A 14,790-nucleotide genomic window follows, 5' to 3' on the forward strand; every position below is an offset into this window, starting at 1 on the left:
ATGTCAACCTCCGGATGCGGCCGCGAAACGGGCCGAGAGAAGATGGCCGTTCGGGACGGCCGCGCCCAGCGCGATGCCGTGGCCGAACAGCGGGACGGTGCCGATGCGCTTCAAGGCCCGGCGCACCGGCCGCCGAACGCACGCCACGGCCTGCAGCAGCGTCAGGTGCAGCACGTCTCGCTGCGCATGGCTGCCGCCCAGGCGGTGCGCCAGCGCGGGCAGGCTGCCGAGCAGGCCGATCGCGCGGGCATGGTCGCCCTGTCCGAATGCCATCAGGGCGCGACAAGCCGGCAGGCCGAGCTGGCGCGTGGTCTTGCCATGGCGCGTGGGCAGCGTTTCGCCAACGGCCAGCGCGCGTTCCAGTGTCCGCGCGCGAGCCCAGTCGCGCGCACCGACGAAGGCGAGCATCGCGTGCACGTCGGTGAAGCTGCAGAAGGCGTCGCCGATGTGCGGCTCCCAGGCATCGCAGAGTTCGTTCCAGCGCTCGCCGACATCGTGGCCGCGCAGGTGCAGTCGCCACAGCAACGCCGACGCGTCGATCAGGTCGGCAATCGCGCACGACTGCCCGGACCGCACCCGCTGGTCGTAGACCTCGAGCGCCTCGGCGACCTGGCCGCATCCCATGAGAAAGAGCGCCAGGTGCCACCAGCAATGCGTGGCGACGGAGCTGTTCTCGGCCCAGCACGCCTGGTGCTCGCGCATCCAGCGCAAGCCCTCGTCGGCGCGGTCCGTCATCTCGAAGACGTGCGCCATCACGTGGTGCGCCCGCGCGTCGAGCGGGTTCAGCGCCAGCGCTGCGCGCGCCGCGAACTCGGCGCCCTCACTGTCCCCGCATTCGACCAGGCCGAAGGCATGCATCGACAGCACGGCGTGGTAGCCGGGCACCTCGGGCGACCAGGCCGGCAGCAGGTTCGCGACCCGACTGCTCATGCGCTCGGCGTCCCCGACCAGGTAGTCGAACGCATGGGCCGCGTGCGCGGCAAGCGCATCGCGGGGGTCCTGCTGCAGCAGTTCGCCGAGCGTCTCCCGGGCGAAGTCGTAGTTGTCCGTCAGCACGCTCGCGATGGCCGCAAGGTGCAGCGCCTCCCGCTCGTTGGGCCCGAGGCCTGCCGCGCGATGCAGCACGGCCTGCGCCGACTGCACGCGTCGCCGGTCGCGGCTGCACAGCAGCGTATAGGCCTGCAGCACGTGCGCCATGACGAAGCCGGGGGCCTTCGCCAGTGCCTGCTCCAGCAATGCCCCGGTGCCGCTGCGCCAGGCCAGCACCGAGGCGAGCGCGCTTTCGTAGGCCGCCAGCGCCTCGGGCGTGGCGCCCGTGTGGGCCGTCGCACCCGCCCGTTCGACTGCCGCACTCATGACGCGCCCTCCCCTTGTGCATCGGCCGCTGGCGCGATGTTCAGGTTCATCCGGAACAGGTTGGCCGCGTCATAGCGGCGCTTGAGGGCCTGCAGGCGCGGGTAATTGGCACCGTAGGTGGCGGCCACGCGCTCGCCTTCGTCTTCCGTCAGAAAGTTGACGTAGCCGCTCCCCGTGGCGTGCGGCGCGGCTTCCTCGAAGGCCCGGCGCGCCCAGGCTCGCACGCGCTGGTCGTCCTTGGCATCCGACCAGCGGCCGTGCACGTTCATGATGAAGCGCGCGTCGCGTCCCACGAAGGCCGTGGCCGTGGGCTCCACACGCGACATCGCGCCACCCAGCTGCGCCAGGAAGACCTCGCATTCCGGTCCCGGCAGCCGCGAGCCGGAAGCGATCACGGCATCGAGCGCCGCGTCGCTCAGCGTGCCGAAGTTGTTCGACTTCCAGTAGTTGCGCCCGCCCGGCGTCAGCAGCGGGTCGAACGCGGTCTGGAAGGCCGCGTACGGCGTCGGCCCGAGCGCGGTGGCCAACGGCGTGCCGAAGCGCGTCACTGGCGCCGCGGCCTGCTCGCCCCTGGACAGGTCGCCGCAGTACAGCAGCGGAAAGATCACGACCTGCGTGCCGTGTGCGGAAACCGGCAGAAATGGCAGCGGCGGCGCCTTGCGCATCACCGCCCACACGCTCAGCTCGTCGGGTGCGCCGGCACTGAAGTCGCGCCACGCGCGCAGCACCTGGCGCGCCTGCTCGAACGGATAGACCACGAGGCCGGCATACACCTCGGGCCCGACCGGATGCAGCTGCAGCTTGAACGAGGTGACGACGCCGAAATTGCCGCCGCCGCCGCGCAAGGCCCAGAACAGCTCCGGCTCCGAGCCCGCCGACGCCTCGTGCACGGCGCCGTCCGCCGTGACCACCGTGGCGGCGATCAGGTTGTCGACGGTCATTCCGTGACGGCGCGTGAGCCAGCCGAAGCCGCCGCCGAGCGTGAGGCCGGCAACGCCGGTGGTCGAGTTGATGCCCAGCGGCGTGGCCAGGCCGTGGGCCTGCGCTTGGCGATCGAGGTCACCGAGCAGCGCGCCCGGACCGACCTGCGCGGTGCGCGCAGCGGCGTCGATGCGCACCTCCGACATTCCCGACAGGTCGAGCATCAGGCCGTCGTGCACGACCGCGTTCCCGGCGATGTGATGACCGCCGCCGCGCACGCTCAGCAGCATGCGGTGCGTCGCAGCGAAGCGCACGGCCGCCTGCACGTCCCCCACTGTCAGGCAGCGCGCAATGAGCGCAGGATGGCGGTCGACCGTGGCGTTCCAGACCTTTCGCGCGTCGTCGTAGCCCGCGTCGCCGCGGCGCAGGACGCCGCCGCTGATCTTCAACGCGAACGAATCGACCGCGGGCTGGAGCAGGGACTGGCGTTGGTTGTCCAGGGTGAGGTAAGAAAGCGATTGCATGGTTGACTCCTTCAATGAATGTGACGATGTGAAACCCGGCGCAACGCATTCCGCAGGTTCCCGGCGAACGGGCGGTCATCCGACTGCCACACCGACTTGACCCACGGCCACATGCAGATGGCCAAAGCTAGAAGTTGCGTACTCACGTTGACTCCGGTGCGTACCAGCGCAATGCGGCTGGGCTGGAATGGATTCTGAAAAGCACGTGCGTTCTTTTTGCTTCAGAGCCGGGGCATTCTTGTTTCGTTTGTTTCACGCAGCGCCGGCCGAATCGGTCTACGCTCCAACGGCCACAGGGAGCGTGAGCGAGCCAAGAGGAGGGTTCATGACGCCGAAGGCCAACATCCTGGTCGTGGACGACGAGCAGGACATCCGCGAAGTCATCGAGGAGTACTTTGTCTCCCACGGCTACCGAGCCATCGGCGCCGGGAACGCCGACGCCGCGCGGGCACTGGCGGCCGAGCACATGGTCGACCTGGCGCTGGTCGACATCCACATGCCCGGCGAGGACGGCCTGAGCCTCGCGCGCCATCTGCGCGAACGCTATGCACACGTGGCGATCGTGATGCTCACGTCGGCCGACACGGTGACCGACCGCATCGTCGGCCTGGAGATGGGGGCGGACGACTACGTGCCGAAACCCTTCGACCCTCGCGAACTGCTGGCCCGCGTGAAAAGCGTCCTGCGCCGCACGACACCGGCGCGGCGGGCGGACCTCGGCGCGCAGCGCGTGCGGATCGGGCGCTGCGTCCTCGACATTTCAGCCCACCGCCTGACCGACGACGCGGGCAGCGAAGTGCCGATGTCCCCGCTGGAGTTCGACCTGCTCAAGTCGCTGGCCGAGCACCCGAACCGGCCGCTGTCGCGCGAGCAGATCCTGAGCTCGCACGGGCAGCACGATTTGGCACCGTTCGACCGCAGCGTGGACCTGCGCATCATGCGGCTTCGCAAGAAGGTCGAGCCCGACCCGGAGCATCCGAGGTACATCCGGACCCTGCGCAATGCGGGCTATGTCTTCATTCCCGACGGCCGGTGAGGCACGCATGAGAAGCCACTTGCAAACATTCGGCGGCCGCACGCCGACGCGGCCGCGCGCGCTTGTCCTGCTGGCGCTTGTGCTGCTGGCGCTACTGCTGCCGGGCTGCTCTCGCCAGCCCGAATCGCCGCTGCGCATCGGCACCAACGTATGGATCGGCAGCGAGCCTCTCTATCTCGCACGCGACCTCGGCCACCTGCCAACCAAGTCGGTGCAGCTGCTGGAGTACCCCTCGGCGAGCGAGGTGCTGCGCGCATTCCGCAACCAGGCCATCGACGGCATGGTGATCAGCCTGGACGAGCTCTTCGGGCTTGCGGCCGAAGGCATGAGCCCGCGGGTCATCCTGGTGGTCGACGTGTCGCACGGCGCCGACGTAGTGCTGGGGCGGCCCGGCATGAAATCGATGACGGACCTGCGCGGCAAGCGCGTTGCGGTGGAAAGCGGCGCGCTCGGTGCCTTCGTACTGAGCCGCGCGCTTGCGCTGAACGGCATGCAGGCGAGCGACGTCACCGTGGTGCAGATGGAGTCCAACGAGCAGCCCGGCGCCTTCGAGCGGGGGCAGGTGGATGCCGCCGTCACGTTCGATCCGTACCGCGCGCAGATGCTCAAGCATGGCGCCACCACGCTGTTCGACAGCACGCGCATTCCTGGAGAGATCGTCGACCTGATCGCAGTGCGCCAGAGCGTGCTCGACAAGCACCCCAAGGCGGCGCAGACGCTGCTGGCAGGCTGGTTCAGGGCCGTCGACTACCTGCAGCGAGACCCGGCCGACGCGGGCAGGCGCATGGGCATCCGCCAGCAGACCACGGGCGAGCAGTACCTGGCCGCCCTGCGCGGGCTCCACATCCCCTCGCGCGAGGAAAACCTGAGGATGATCGGCGGCAGCTCGCCCGAGCTGGTGCCCACGGGGCGCCGGCTCATGGATCTGATGCTGGCCGCCAGGCTGCTTCCCGCTCCGCTGAAGATCGAGGACGTGCTGGCGCCCGCGCCGCTGGAAAGCCTGCCGCCGTGAAGTTGCGCCTGTCGACGTCGCTCAAGGTGACGGTGCCGCTGATCCTGCTGGGGTTTGCCGCGGTGCTGAGCACCTTCATCCTCGTGTACCACGTGCCGCAGGCCGAGCGCGCCACCGAAGTGCGCAGCCGCGAACGCATCGCACAGGAGATGTCCCGCCTGCAGAGCACGCTCGAGTACCTTTCACTGCGCGGCGACCTGGTCGCCGCGCAGCACGAGATCGCGGTGCTCGCGCACAACCACGAGATCGTTCTCGCGGTCCTCACGGACGAGCGGAACCTGGTGCTCGCCGCCACGCGGCGCGCCTGGCTCGGCAGGCCGGTCGCGGAGGTGTTGCCGACGTTCGACTTCCTCCAGGCCGCCGGCGCCATGCGCGAGCATCGCGCGCGGGTCACTGTCGACCCGACGGGCAATGAGCTGCTGGCCTATGCCGGCATCCTGATGGGCAGCCGCGAGCGAGAGGAGCTGCGCCCGTCCCAACGCGGCAGCCTGTTCCTGGCCTACGACCTTGCGGGCCCCAAGGCCGAGGCGCGCGCGCAGGTCATGCAGCAGTCGCTCTACTGGGCGGGCTGGGTGACCGCACTGGCGCTGGCCATGTGGCTGGTATTCCACTTCCTGCTGACGCGGCGGACCGCACGCCTCGTGCATGCCGCGGAGCAGTTGGCCGCGGGCAACCTCTCGGCGCGCAGCCGGCTGCGGGGCAACGACGAACTCGGCCGACTGAGCCGCGCCTTCGACGCGATGGCCGAGAAGGTCGCGAGCACGCAGAACCGGCTGCGCCACGACATCGCCGAACGGGTGCGCGTGCAGCAGGCGCTGCAGAACAGCGAAGCAAGGCTGCAGCAGATCCTGAACAACACCACGTCGGTGGTATCGGTGAAGGACACGGAGGGCCGCTTCCTGTTCGTCAACCGGCAATGGGAGCAACTGTTTCACCTGAAGCAGGCCGAGGTGCTCGGGCAAACCGAGACCGAGATGCTGTCCGGCGCGAGCGCATGCACCTCGCGCAGCAACGACCTCGAGGTGCTGGAGCGCAACGCCCCCATCGAGTTCGAGGAAACCGCGCCGCTCGACGACGGCCTGCACACGTACATCTCGATCAGGTTCCCGCTGCACGATGCCGACGGCAAGGCCTATGCGGTGTGCGGCATTTCCACCGACATCACCGAGAAGAAGCGCTCCGCCGAAGAGCTGGCGCGGCAGCGCGAGGCCCTGCATCAGCGCGAGAAGCTGGCCGCGCTGGGCTCGATGCTGGCCGGGGTGGCGCACGAGCTCAACAACCCGCTGGCCGTGGTGGTGGCACGCGCGGTGCTGCTGGAAGAACAGGCCGACGCCGGCACCCGGGCCATGGCGGCGAAGATCCGCGCCGCGGCCGAGCGCTGCGCGCGCATCGTGCGCACCTTTCTGGGCATGGCGCGCCAGCAGCCGCCCGAGCGCGGGCCGGTCGCCATCCAAGAGGTCGTGGCGGCGGCGCTCGACATGGCGGCCTATGCCGTGCGCAGCAGCGGCGTCGAGGTGGTGCTGGACCAGGCCGGCGACCTGCCGCCGATCCTTGCCGATGCCGGCCAGATCCACCAGGTGCTGCTCAATCTGCTCGTCAACGCGCAGCAGGCGCTGCAGGACCAGCCGCCGCCGCGCCGTATCCAGCTGCGCACGCGCCACGACGCGGCGGCCCGGCGGGTGCGTGTGACGGTGTCGGACAACGGCCCGGGCATCCCGCCCGAGCTGCGCACACGCGTGTTCGAGCCCTACTTCACCACCAAGCCCACGGGCATCGGCACCGGCGTGGGTTTGGCGGTAAGCCTGGGCATCGTGGAGGCGCACGGCGGTGAGCTCACCGTCGATTGCCCACCGGGGGGCGGTGCGGTATTCGACATCGCACTGCCGGTCGGAAACGTGCAAGAAGGCCGTGCCGTGGCCGCGGCGCCGCAGAACGCGAGCGATCGTCCGCACAAGATCCTGATCGTCGACGACGAGATGGAGGTGCGCGATACGCTGGCGCAGATCCTCACCGGCGTCCGGCACCGCGTCGTGGCGGTCCCATCCGCGCGGGACGCGCTGCGGCACATGGCGCTGGAACACTACGACGCGATCCTCACCGACGTGCGCATGCCGGACCTCGACGGGCGCGCGCTGTACCGCGAGATCGAGCGGCGCTGGCCGGAGCAGGCCGGCCGCGTGGTGTTCGTCACCGGCGACACGCTGTCGGCGGTGTTGAACGATTTCGTTTCGGCCAGCGGGCGGCCGGTGATCGAGAAGCCGTTCCTGCCGGGCGAAGTGTGCCGCGTGGTCGCGGAGGTCGTGGCCGTAGAGGACGATTGAGAAAGGCGCTCTCAAGGAGCGCCCCTGTGGCGCGCGGCCGGCTTTCAGCTCATCGGCAGAGTGCGCAGCGGCACCTCGCGGTGACCCGGTAGGACGCACGACATTGGTAGGCACGACAATTTTTCAGCCTGTCCCTCCAGGGGGTGCTCGGCCAGCCGGCCGACGGCTGCCGAGAAAATCTCATCCACGCGGATGGCAGCAAGCGGGTTGTCCCGGGCGATGAGGTCGACGATGTCGGCGCGGTCTTGCTCGGTGGAGAGGGTCCACAGGACCCTCATGCGTCAGTGCCGCCGGCTTTGGCCCGCAGCGCAGCGCGACAGGCAGCAAAGCGAGCCGAAACAAAGGCATCGAAGACGACGTCCGATTCCACCGGGCGATCGCGAGGGCCTCGCACGACGGATCTTCGACGCAGCGAAATTGCGGTAGAGCGCGACGGCTTGGCCGACCACGAGGTTTGCTCCATCCCTTCCCGCGCGGCGCTATGTCCGCGCAGGCTTCTGGGAGGAAAGCAGAACCGTCGATTCGATCCGGCGCGCGCTGGGCGCAGGCACCCCATAGGAGCGCCTCCGCCCGTGGCTGCTTTTTTTGCCGCTGTAGCGGGAGGCCACCGCTGTACAAGGCCCAACGCACATTGACCGGGCTCCAACGCTTGGTGCCTACCGCTTGAGCATCGATCTTCCTTGCGAATCCCACCGCTCTTGGCCGGAAAACGCTCGCCATTGCCAAACGCGATTCTCTCTGGAGTTCCGGCTTCCTCCCTCGATCCGTCTGCGCGCCACCTGCGGACACCCGCTGCACGTCTTGCCGCGCACGCACTGGCACAACTCTCACGCCACTTGCCGGGAAGCCAAACCTGTTGACGTATTTGGTGCGTATCAGGCACCACTGTGCGTCCGTCTGCGAGCCTACCGGCGCGCTCCTTGGCTACCTACGATCAACGCCAGACGGTCTATTGCCGTGATCCGCGCCTCACAACTCCTGGGAGTTGAACGGCAACCTGCTGCCAGTCGCCTGGCAGGTCAGGCCCGCGCCATCGGGCCGCCCTTTTGGAGATTCCGCCATGTCCCTCACAGATGAAACCTTGCAACCCACGAGCGAGAAACCCAAAGATCTGGTGCCTTCCCGCTACGCACTGCGCATCGGCGATATCGACGCGATGGTGGTCAGCGACGGCCCGATGCCGCTGCCCACCTCGACCATGGCCACCAACGCCGATCCGGCGGACCTGGCGAACTGGCTGGACCAGATGTTCATGCCGCCCGACAAGTACGACTGGCCGCTGAACGTGATGGTCGCCCGCAGCGGCGACCAGACCATCCTCATCGACGCGGGTCTGGGCGGCCAGTTCCCGGGCTTTCCGCGCGCCGGGCAGTTCCCCCAACGTCTGGCCGCGGCCGGCATCGAGCTCGAGTCCGTCACCGACGTGATCATCACCCACATGCACATGGACCACGTGGGCGGGCTGCTCGTTCCGGGGATCAAGGAACGCCTGCGTCCCGACGTGCGCATCCACGTCGCCAAGGCCGAGGTCGACTTCTGGACCTCGCCGGACTTCTCCCGGACAGTGATGCCGAAGCCGGTGCCGGAGGTGCTCCGCTCGACCGCCAAGAGCTTCTACAACGAATACCGCGACCGGCTGCAGACCTTCGAGGAGCGGCGCGAGGTGGCGCCGGGTGTGGTGGTCCGCCGTACCGGCGGCCACACACCGGGGCACAGCGTGGTCGACCTGGTGTCGGGCGGCGAGCGCCTGATGTTCGCCGGCGACGCCATGTTCCCGGTCGCATTCGATCACCCCGACTGGCAAAACGGCTTCGAGCACGATCCCGAGAAAGCGACCGACGTGCGCATCGGACTCTTCCGCGAACTGGCGCAGACGCGCGGATTGCTGGTGGCTGCTCACCTGCCCTTCCCCTCCATCGGCCGGGTGGCGGTCGACGGCGACATCTTCCGCTGGGTTCCGATCATCTGGGACTACTGACTCGCGTCGGCGGCGCGCGAGCCGGACGCCGGCTTGTGGCGCCGCATTGCCGACCCCACGAACCTTTCTTCTCCCTCGCGGCGTTCGCGAACGGGTACCCCAGCCGCACTGAGGCCGGAGCACACATGACCCATCGTCTCAACTACATCAAGCAGTCGCCCGAACTCTTCAAGAAGCTGATCGAGTTCAGCACGCTCGTGGACAGCGGCACCATCGAGCAACCGATCCGCGACCTCGTCGCGATCCGTGCCTCACAACTCAACGGTTGCGCGTTCTGCCTCGACATGCACATCAAGGAGGCCAAGATCCATGGCGAGCGCGAACTGCGCATTCACCATCTGGCCGCATGGCGTGAATCGACGCTGTTCGTTCCGCGCGAGCGTGCGGCCCTGGCCTGGACCGAGGTGCTGACCAGGCTGCCCGAACACGGCGTGCCTGACGACATCTACGAGCGCGTGCGCACGCAGCTGTCGGAAAAAGAGCTTTCGGACCTGACCTTCAGCGTCATGGCCGTCAATGCATGGAACCGCGTGAACGTCGCGTTCCAGACCGTGCCCGGTTCGTCGGACAAGGCCTTCGGCCTGGACAAGGCCAACCTCTCCTGAGTCCCCGCGGCAGGCGCCACCGCATCTGGCGATGCCTGCGCCTGCAGCTCGGCGAGATCCTTCGCGCCGATATACGACGGCGGTAGGCGAGCGCATCCTCCACTCGCCATCGGTGCCTGCACCCCGCAGGTCACCCTCCCCGCGCTTCAAGTGTTTTCCTGACATGCCACGGCGCGATCGCCGAGGGGCACCGCCATGCGCTTTCGAAGCGCGCCTCGAGTCGAAGTCAGACGCTGGGCCCTGCGCGAGCAGATGTCCATTCGCGAGATAGCCAGGCGTACAGGCCTGTCTCGCAACACCGTGAAGAAGTACCTGCGAGCGGGCGACGAAGCGCCGCGCTACGCCAAGCGGGCGAGCTCAAGCAAGCTCGATCCCTATGCCGACAAGCTCGCGACCTGGCTCGCGATTGAGGCCACCAAATCGCGGAAACAGCGGCGCAATCTGCGACAGATCCACACACATCAAGCACTTATCCACACCGTGAAGCCTTCGGGCTCACAAAGCGGGGGGTCAGTATTCGATGGAAATCTCGGGTCAGAGATCGGCGGAATCCAACAAAGTGGGCAACAAAACATCCGAAATAGATGCGTTGTGCCTTGATGCGATCGATTCATCTGCGCTGCCGATCACTACGGCAGAAAACAGAAATCGCGTCGCGCGCGGCAAAGTTGAGACTCCTTGTCGCGATCGGCGCGACAGAACCGGCGAAGCGCCGCCCTAAGTCCTTGAATGAGCGTGTTCTTCGCTCTTGGCTGGCGGTGTGAGATGCTGTCGGCTGACTATTGACGGTCAGTATTTCTTCGTCCGTGGCTGCTTGGAAATTCCAGTTCAGTGCCAAGGTGAGCCGTTCTCTTGGGGCGTATGGGTGTCATTGAGCAAAGAGAGCTATACCCAATGGGTTGAACTCTTCGAGGAACCACTACGTTCCCATGCGGGTCCGTTTTTTGGATGGCTCAACACTTCCTTGAAGCCGTATCCAGACACTGTGAACCTGAAGACCCGAGTTCGTCTTCGAGATGGAGGCATTCGCCCGCTCATTGAACTCGAGCCCACAGACCACCCTCTCGCCGTCGAGCAACGGGAAGGAATCACCGTGGAAAGGGTCGCAGAGCTCTATTCCTTGATGATGCATGCGGACGAATAATGGGCCGGCATCGCCGCTCTCAGAATACGTGCTGGAAGTTGCCTCGGCTCGGGAGGGCGTGATGTCAGGCTTGGATCGCCCTCCTCCATATTGGCCTGAGTTGGCCGTGATCTGGCTCGAAGCGGGCGTGCCATACGTCGAAGGACGGCGGACCGCCAAGCCCTCACCGTTCACGGCTTGACTCGAGAACGAGGCGCAGATGATCGAGCGTGTGCGGGTCACTTTCGAGTCGCGGGCGTCGAATGCGCGGGATGCTTCTACCAGCCCGAGAGGCCGAGGGCGCCCTTGCCATTTGCCGAAAGGTCTGCTTCGGTGGGAATCGCGGCTTTCGCGTTCGACTATCGCCATTTTGGTGAAAGCCAGGGTCGCCCGCGGCAGCTCGTCAGCGTCAGTCGGCAGCGGCAGGACATCATGGCCGCTCTTCGCGCTATCCCGGCGGCCACTTCGATGTCTACCACCACCTCTTCGAGGAGGTGGTGCGTGATCAGAGTGCGTTTTCGGAGCGGTACCTCGCCGGGTAAGGCTCTTGAATTCATTGGCTGTGTGACATTTGTGAACGTTCTTCACCGTCGCGATGTACGCGGCACCGCATGGCAAGGCGTTGGTTGAGCGTCAGGGCTATTTCTAGCCCTCAGGAGTTGAAATGACTTTTCCCCGAGCCGCTCTCAAGTTGGGTGCCGCAAGTCTCGTTGCTGCCGCAGCCTTGTTCACCGCCGCATCGGCCAATGCGGGCACCAGTTGGTCCATTGGTATCAACTTGCCCGGCGTCGCCGTGAGCGAACCCGCACCGGTCTATTACGAGCCGGCGCCTGTCTACTCGAGGCCGGCCCCGACCTACTACCAGCCTGCGCAGCCGGTTTACTCCGTACCCGCGCCTGTCTACTACGAACCTGGCTCTCTTTGGGAGGAGCGCCGCGCGCAACGCTGGGAACAGCGCCGCGCCGAGCGCCGTGAGTGGCGTCGCCAGCAATGGGAACGCGAGCAGTACCGCCGCTACTACGAGGATCGCGATTGATGTTGGTGACGTCGATCCGTGCAAGGCGTACAGGCCTGTCTCGCAACACTGTATTACCGAACCGGCCATGGCCTTCCCAAGAGACCTTTCAGGCAAACGCCAGCTCACGGCGCGCCTCGTCCAACCTGAAGACACCCACCAATTGAGACAGGCTGCCCGCCTGGTCCTGCAGCGAGGCGGCAGCGGCTGCGGCTTCTTCCACCAGCGCGGCGTTCTGCTGGGTGACCTGGTCCATCTGCGTGATGGCCTGGTTGATCTGCTCGATACCGGACGTTTGCTCCTGGCTGGCGGCGGCGATCTCGCCCATGATGTCGGTCACCCGGCGCACGCTCGCGACGATTTCATCCATCGTCTGGCCCGCTTCAGCCACCTTTTGGCTGCCAGCCTCGACCTTGCCGACGGAGTCGTCGATCAATCCCTTGACTTCCTTCGCCGCCGCGGCCGAGCGCTGGGCGAGATTGCGCACCTCTGCCGCCACAACAGCGAAGCCCCTCCCCTGCTCGCCAGCGCGCGCCGCCTCCACTGCGGCGTTCAGCGCGAGGATGTTGGTCTGGAATGCGATGCCGTCGATCACCGCGATGATGTCCACGATCTTGCGCGAGGATGAGTTGATCGATCCCATCGTGTCGACCACCTCGCTCACGACGCTGCCGCCGCGCACTGCTACTTCAGATGCCGAGGCGGCGAGCTGGTTGGCCTGGCGGGCGTTGTCCGCGTTCTGCTTCACGGTGGAAGTCAATTCCTCCATGGAGGCCGCGGTTTGCTGAAGTGAACTTGCCTGCTGCTCGGTGCGCGACGACAAGTCCTGATTGCCGGACGCAATCTGGCCGGAAGCCGTGGCAATCGTGTCGGTGCCCTGGCGCACCTCCCCGACCACCTTCGAAAGGTTGTCGTTCATCGACTTCAGGGCCGTCAGCAACTGGCCGACCTCGTCGCGCGTACTGGCAACGATCCGGGTCGTCAGGTCACCCGCCGCCACGCGCTCTGCCAGTCCGAGCGCGTCGCGCATCGGCCGCACGATTCCCACGGTAAGCCGCCACGCGCACAAGGCACCTGCCAGCAATGCAACGGCGGACAGGCAGACAACGACCCAGCGGCCGCTCTGGTGGATCTGCTGGATCTCGCGGGCTTTCAAGTCGATCTGCACGCGCTGGTTTTCTGCAATTTGTTGCACGGCCTTGCCGTAGACCTGAAGCGCGGCCTGGTATTCCGTGTCGGCCAGCTTGCCGGCCGCTTCGTTGTCGCCGGCCGCCTTCAGCTTGTTGATTGTCGCCAGGTGGGCCAGCACCTTCTTGCGCGCCTCGACCACCTCGTCGAACGACTTCTTCTCATCCGGCGAGGTGAGCAGCCTGCCCATTTCCTCCTGGACCGGATTGATCGACGCCACACCCTCGGTCAGGTTCTTCTTGAAGTAGGCTTCATTCGCACTGTCAGTGGCCTTGGCCATGCCAAAGGAGTGAACGATGCTCGGGCCGAGCAGGTTGGCCCACCGGTTTGCAACACGTTCCTTTACGAGTGCTTCGTCCACCATCACGCTGGCCGAGTGAGCCACGGCATTCAGCCGGATCAGGGCGACCCCGGAAACCAGCATCATCAGCAACAAGATGGCGGCAAAGCCTCCGCTGAGGCGGAGGCCGATTTTCATATCTCGCAAATGCATGGAACTCTTCTTTCACAGGTGAGGGGCGTGTCCAGTTCGTGGATCGGAAATTCGCGGGCGATGGGGCCTCGGGTCCTGCCACATCTGGTTATCGGCAACCAAGTCGAAAGTTGAAGGCCACGATGAAAAAATAGAACCGCGGCTGCGATTTGCCTAGCAGCGTGACAGGTGTATGCATGAGCCGTCGTCACGGTACTGCTGCTTGTGGTTGGGAAGCTTGCGAGCGGCTCTGATCAAGCTGGTCAGCGTAGGCTCGCTCCGACAGAAGCCGGGGCAGACCTCGCACAGCACTGGCCGAGGGCACGCGCCAAATGACGGACAGGTCGGCTTCAAGGAGAGACACGATGTTCAAGATCAGCAAAGTGCTCGGAGCAGCCTGCTTGGCGCTCGCATCATTCTGTGCCGCGGCTCAGACGGGGGCTCCCCCCACCCACCCTGCGACCGGGGGCAGCGACGCGACCTCGACTCCAAGTCCGACCACCCCTCCTACGCACCCGGCAGTGGGTACCAGCGGTGCCACCCCCGAGGCTGCACGCAAGCAGAACCCGTCGATGGAAGGCGGCAAGGAATCTGGGTCTGCGAGTGGAGGCGGCGGCGAGCGCAACCGCAGGAGCACAGACCCGCAGGCAGGCGACAGCACGCCGAAGCATCCGGCTGCAAGAGAAAAAAAGTAGGCCGGGTCGCGCGTCGACCTGAGGCGCAAATCGCCCTCCGCGAGATTTGATTTCTCTTCGAAGACTTCGAGGCGAATTCCGCCACCGAAGATGAACGCGTTGGTGGCGTTCTTTCGGAAATGATGAAAAGGAGCAGGCATGCCCAAGCGAGCACAAGATCCTGGTAATGAGGCGGGCCGCCTCGACCCCATCGGCCCTCATGGCCCCAATCCACCGTCGCACGGCCGAGTGAGCGGCGGTGACGCCGGAGCGGAAGCCGAAGTTAATTTCGACGATGACGAGATCTACTCAGGCACTGGCAAGAACAGCCGGCGCGGCGGGACTTCAAAAAGCGCGGGTGCTGACAGCGGGGAACTCGGCCCACCATCGGAGCAGTTGTCAGACAGCAATCAGCCGCGCGAGAAGAACGCGAACGGAACGCGCTGAGATTGAAGCGGCGGCTGGGCGCCAGAAATGCGCGTTTGTCGATGCATCCACGTTCTTCTGAGTCTCGAGCAGCGCATCGTGCTGCAGGCGTGGCCGCGCAGATCGGACGGTGACCGCG

At 66.3% G+C, this 14,790-nt stretch carries 12 protein-coding genes and 1 pseudogene; 9 read left to right on the forward strand and 4 right to left on the reverse strand.

What is annotated here, in order from left to right; translation table 11 throughout:
* Nucleotides 1–3: 3 nt before the first annotated feature.
* Nucleotides 4–1,356 (reverse strand): tetratricopeptide repeat protein, encoded by a 1,353-nt coding sequence (locus tag GOQ09_RS13370; RefSeq protein ID WP_157613848.1) that lies wholly within the window; start codon nt 1,354–1,356, stop codon nt 4–6.
* Nucleotides 1,353–2,801, reverse strand: a complete 1,449-nt coding sequence (locus tag GOQ09_RS13375; RefSeq protein ID WP_157613849.1) for an FAD-binding oxidoreductase — start codon at nt 2,799–2,801, stop codon at nt 1,353–1,355. The genes GOQ09_RS13370 and GOQ09_RS13375 overlap by 4 nt, the downstream gene beginning before the upstream one ends.
* Before the next feature lie 301 nt (nt 2,802–3,102).
* On the opposite strand from GOQ09_RS13375, the gene GOQ09_RS13380 reads away from it, so the two are divergent.
* The 3 genes from GOQ09_RS13380 to GOQ09_RS13390 are packed head-to-tail and all read left to right on the forward strand — an operon-like array spanning nt 3,103 to nt 7,170.
* Nucleotides 3,103–3,837: a response regulator gene (locus tag GOQ09_RS13380; RefSeq protein WP_207309854.1), complete on the forward strand. Its 735-nt coding sequence runs from the start codon at nt 3,103–3,105 to the stop codon at nt 3,835–3,837.
* Nucleotides 3,838–3,856: 19 nt separating this feature from the next.
* A complete protein-coding gene (locus GOQ09_RS13385; RefSeq protein ID WP_207309855.1) occupies nt 3,857–4,849 on the forward strand; it encodes an ABC transporter substrate-binding protein in 993 nt (330 codons plus the stop codon).
* On the forward strand, nt 4,846–7,170 hold the full coding sequence (locus GOQ09_RS13390; RefSeq protein WP_157613851.1) for a hybrid sensor histidine kinase/response regulator: 2,325 nt from the start codon (nt 4,846–4,848) through the stop codon (nt 7,168–7,170). Before GOQ09_RS13385 ends, GOQ09_RS13390 begins: the two co-directional genes overlap by 4 nt.
* Before the next feature lie 44 nt (nt 7,171–7,214).
* Here GOQ09_RS13390 and GOQ09_RS13395 read toward each other — a convergent pair whose 3' ends face one another.
* The gene (locus GOQ09_RS13395; protein WP_157613852.1) at nt 7,215–7,448 is read right to left on the reverse strand and encodes a type II toxin-antitoxin system RelE/ParE family toxin; all 234 of its coding nucleotides are present in this window, start codon (nt 7,446–7,448) and stop codon (nt 7,215–7,217) included.
* 782 nt (nt 7,449–8,230) lie between these two features.
* On the opposite strand from GOQ09_RS13395, the gene GOQ09_RS13400 reads away from it, so the two are divergent.
* The 5 genes and pseudogenes from GOQ09_RS13400 to GOQ09_RS13420 all read left to right on the forward strand — a co-directional run bounded on the left by GOQ09_RS13400 (nt 8,231) and on the right by GOQ09_RS13420 (nt 11,912).
* Nucleotides 8,231–9,148 carry an MBL fold metallo-hydrolase gene (locus GOQ09_RS13400; RefSeq protein WP_157613853.1) on the forward strand — a complete coding sequence of 306 codons (918 nt, stop codon included), beginning with the start codon at nt 8,231–8,233 and terminating at the stop codon, nt 9,146–9,148.
* 125 nt (nt 9,149–9,273) lie between these two features.
* Nucleotides 9,274–9,753, forward strand: a complete 480-nt coding sequence (locus tag GOQ09_RS13405; RefSeq protein WP_157613854.1) for a carboxymuconolactone decarboxylase family protein — start codon at nt 9,274–9,276, stop codon at nt 9,751–9,753.
* A 195-nt stretch (nt 9,754–9,948) separates the two neighbouring features.
* A pseudogene (locus tag GOQ09_RS13410) lies at nt 9,949–10,209 on the forward strand (helix-turn-helix domain-containing protein); the annotation flags it as partial.
* A gap of 304 nt (nt 10,210–10,513) precedes the next feature.
* Complete coding sequence (locus GOQ09_RS13415) at nt 10,514–10,897, forward strand: DUF2199 domain-containing protein (protein ID WP_242631125.1); 384 nt, start codon at nt 10,514–10,516, stop codon at nt 10,895–10,897.
* Between the two features lie 643 nt (nt 10,898–11,540).
* On the forward strand, nt 11,541–11,912 hold the full coding sequence (locus GOQ09_RS13420) for a hypothetical protein (RefSeq protein ID WP_157613856.1): 372 nt from the start codon (nt 11,541–11,543) through the stop codon (nt 11,910–11,912).
* Nucleotides 11,913–12,000: 88 nt separating this feature from the next.
* Here GOQ09_RS13420 and GOQ09_RS13425 read toward each other — a convergent pair whose 3' ends face one another.
* Complete coding sequence (locus tag GOQ09_RS13425) at nt 12,001–13,572, reverse strand: methyl-accepting chemotaxis protein (RefSeq protein ID WP_157613857.1); 1,572 nt, start codon at nt 13,570–13,572, stop codon at nt 12,001–12,003.
* A gap of 812 nt (nt 13,573–14,384) precedes the next feature.
* Between GOQ09_RS13425 and GOQ09_RS13430 the strand changes: the two genes are divergently transcribed.
* On the forward strand, nt 14,385–14,672 hold the full coding sequence (locus tag GOQ09_RS13430) for a hypothetical protein (protein WP_157613858.1): 288 nt from the start codon (nt 14,385–14,387) through the stop codon (nt 14,670–14,672).
* Nucleotides 14,673–14,790: the final 118 nt, after the last annotated feature.

It is taken from the genome of Variovorax paradoxus, assembly GCF_009755665.1.
GTDB lineage: Bacteria > Pseudomonadota > Gammaproteobacteria > Burkholderiales > Burkholderiaceae_C > Variovorax > Variovorax paradoxus_G.

Bases quoted from the DNA above. Each gene is read 5' to 3' on its own strand.
- GOQ09_RS13400 (WP_157613853.1), top strand. From the start codon at position 8,231: ATGTCCCTCACAGATGAAACCTTGCAACCCACGAGCGAGAAACCCAAA.
- GOQ09_RS13395 (WP_157613852.1), bottom strand. From the start codon at position 7,448: ATGAGGGTCCTGTGGACCCTCTCCACCGAGCAAGACCGCGCCGACATC.
- GOQ09_RS13375 (WP_157613849.1), bottom strand. From the start codon at position 2,801: ATGCAATCGCTTTCTTACCTCACCCTGGACAACCAACGCCAGTCCCTG.
- GOQ09_RS13430 (WP_157613858.1), top strand. From the start codon at position 14,385: ATGCCCAAGCGAGCACAAGATCCTGGTAATGAGGCGGGCCGCCTCGAC.
- GOQ09_RS13370 (WP_157613848.1), bottom strand. From the start codon at position 1,356: ATGAGTGCGGCAGTCGAACGGGCGGGTGCGACGGCCCACACGGGCGCC.
- GOQ09_RS13425 (WP_157613857.1), bottom strand. From the start codon at position 13,572: ATGCATTTGCGAGATATGAAAATCGGCCTCCGCCTCAGCGGAGGCTTT.
- GOQ09_RS13420 (WP_157613856.1), top strand. From the start codon at position 11,541: ATGACTTTTCCCCGAGCCGCTCTCAAGTTGGGTGCCGCAAGTCTCGTT.
- GOQ09_RS13405 (WP_157613854.1), top strand. From the start codon at position 9,274: ATGACCCATCGTCTCAACTACATCAAGCAGTCGCCCGAACTCTTCAAG.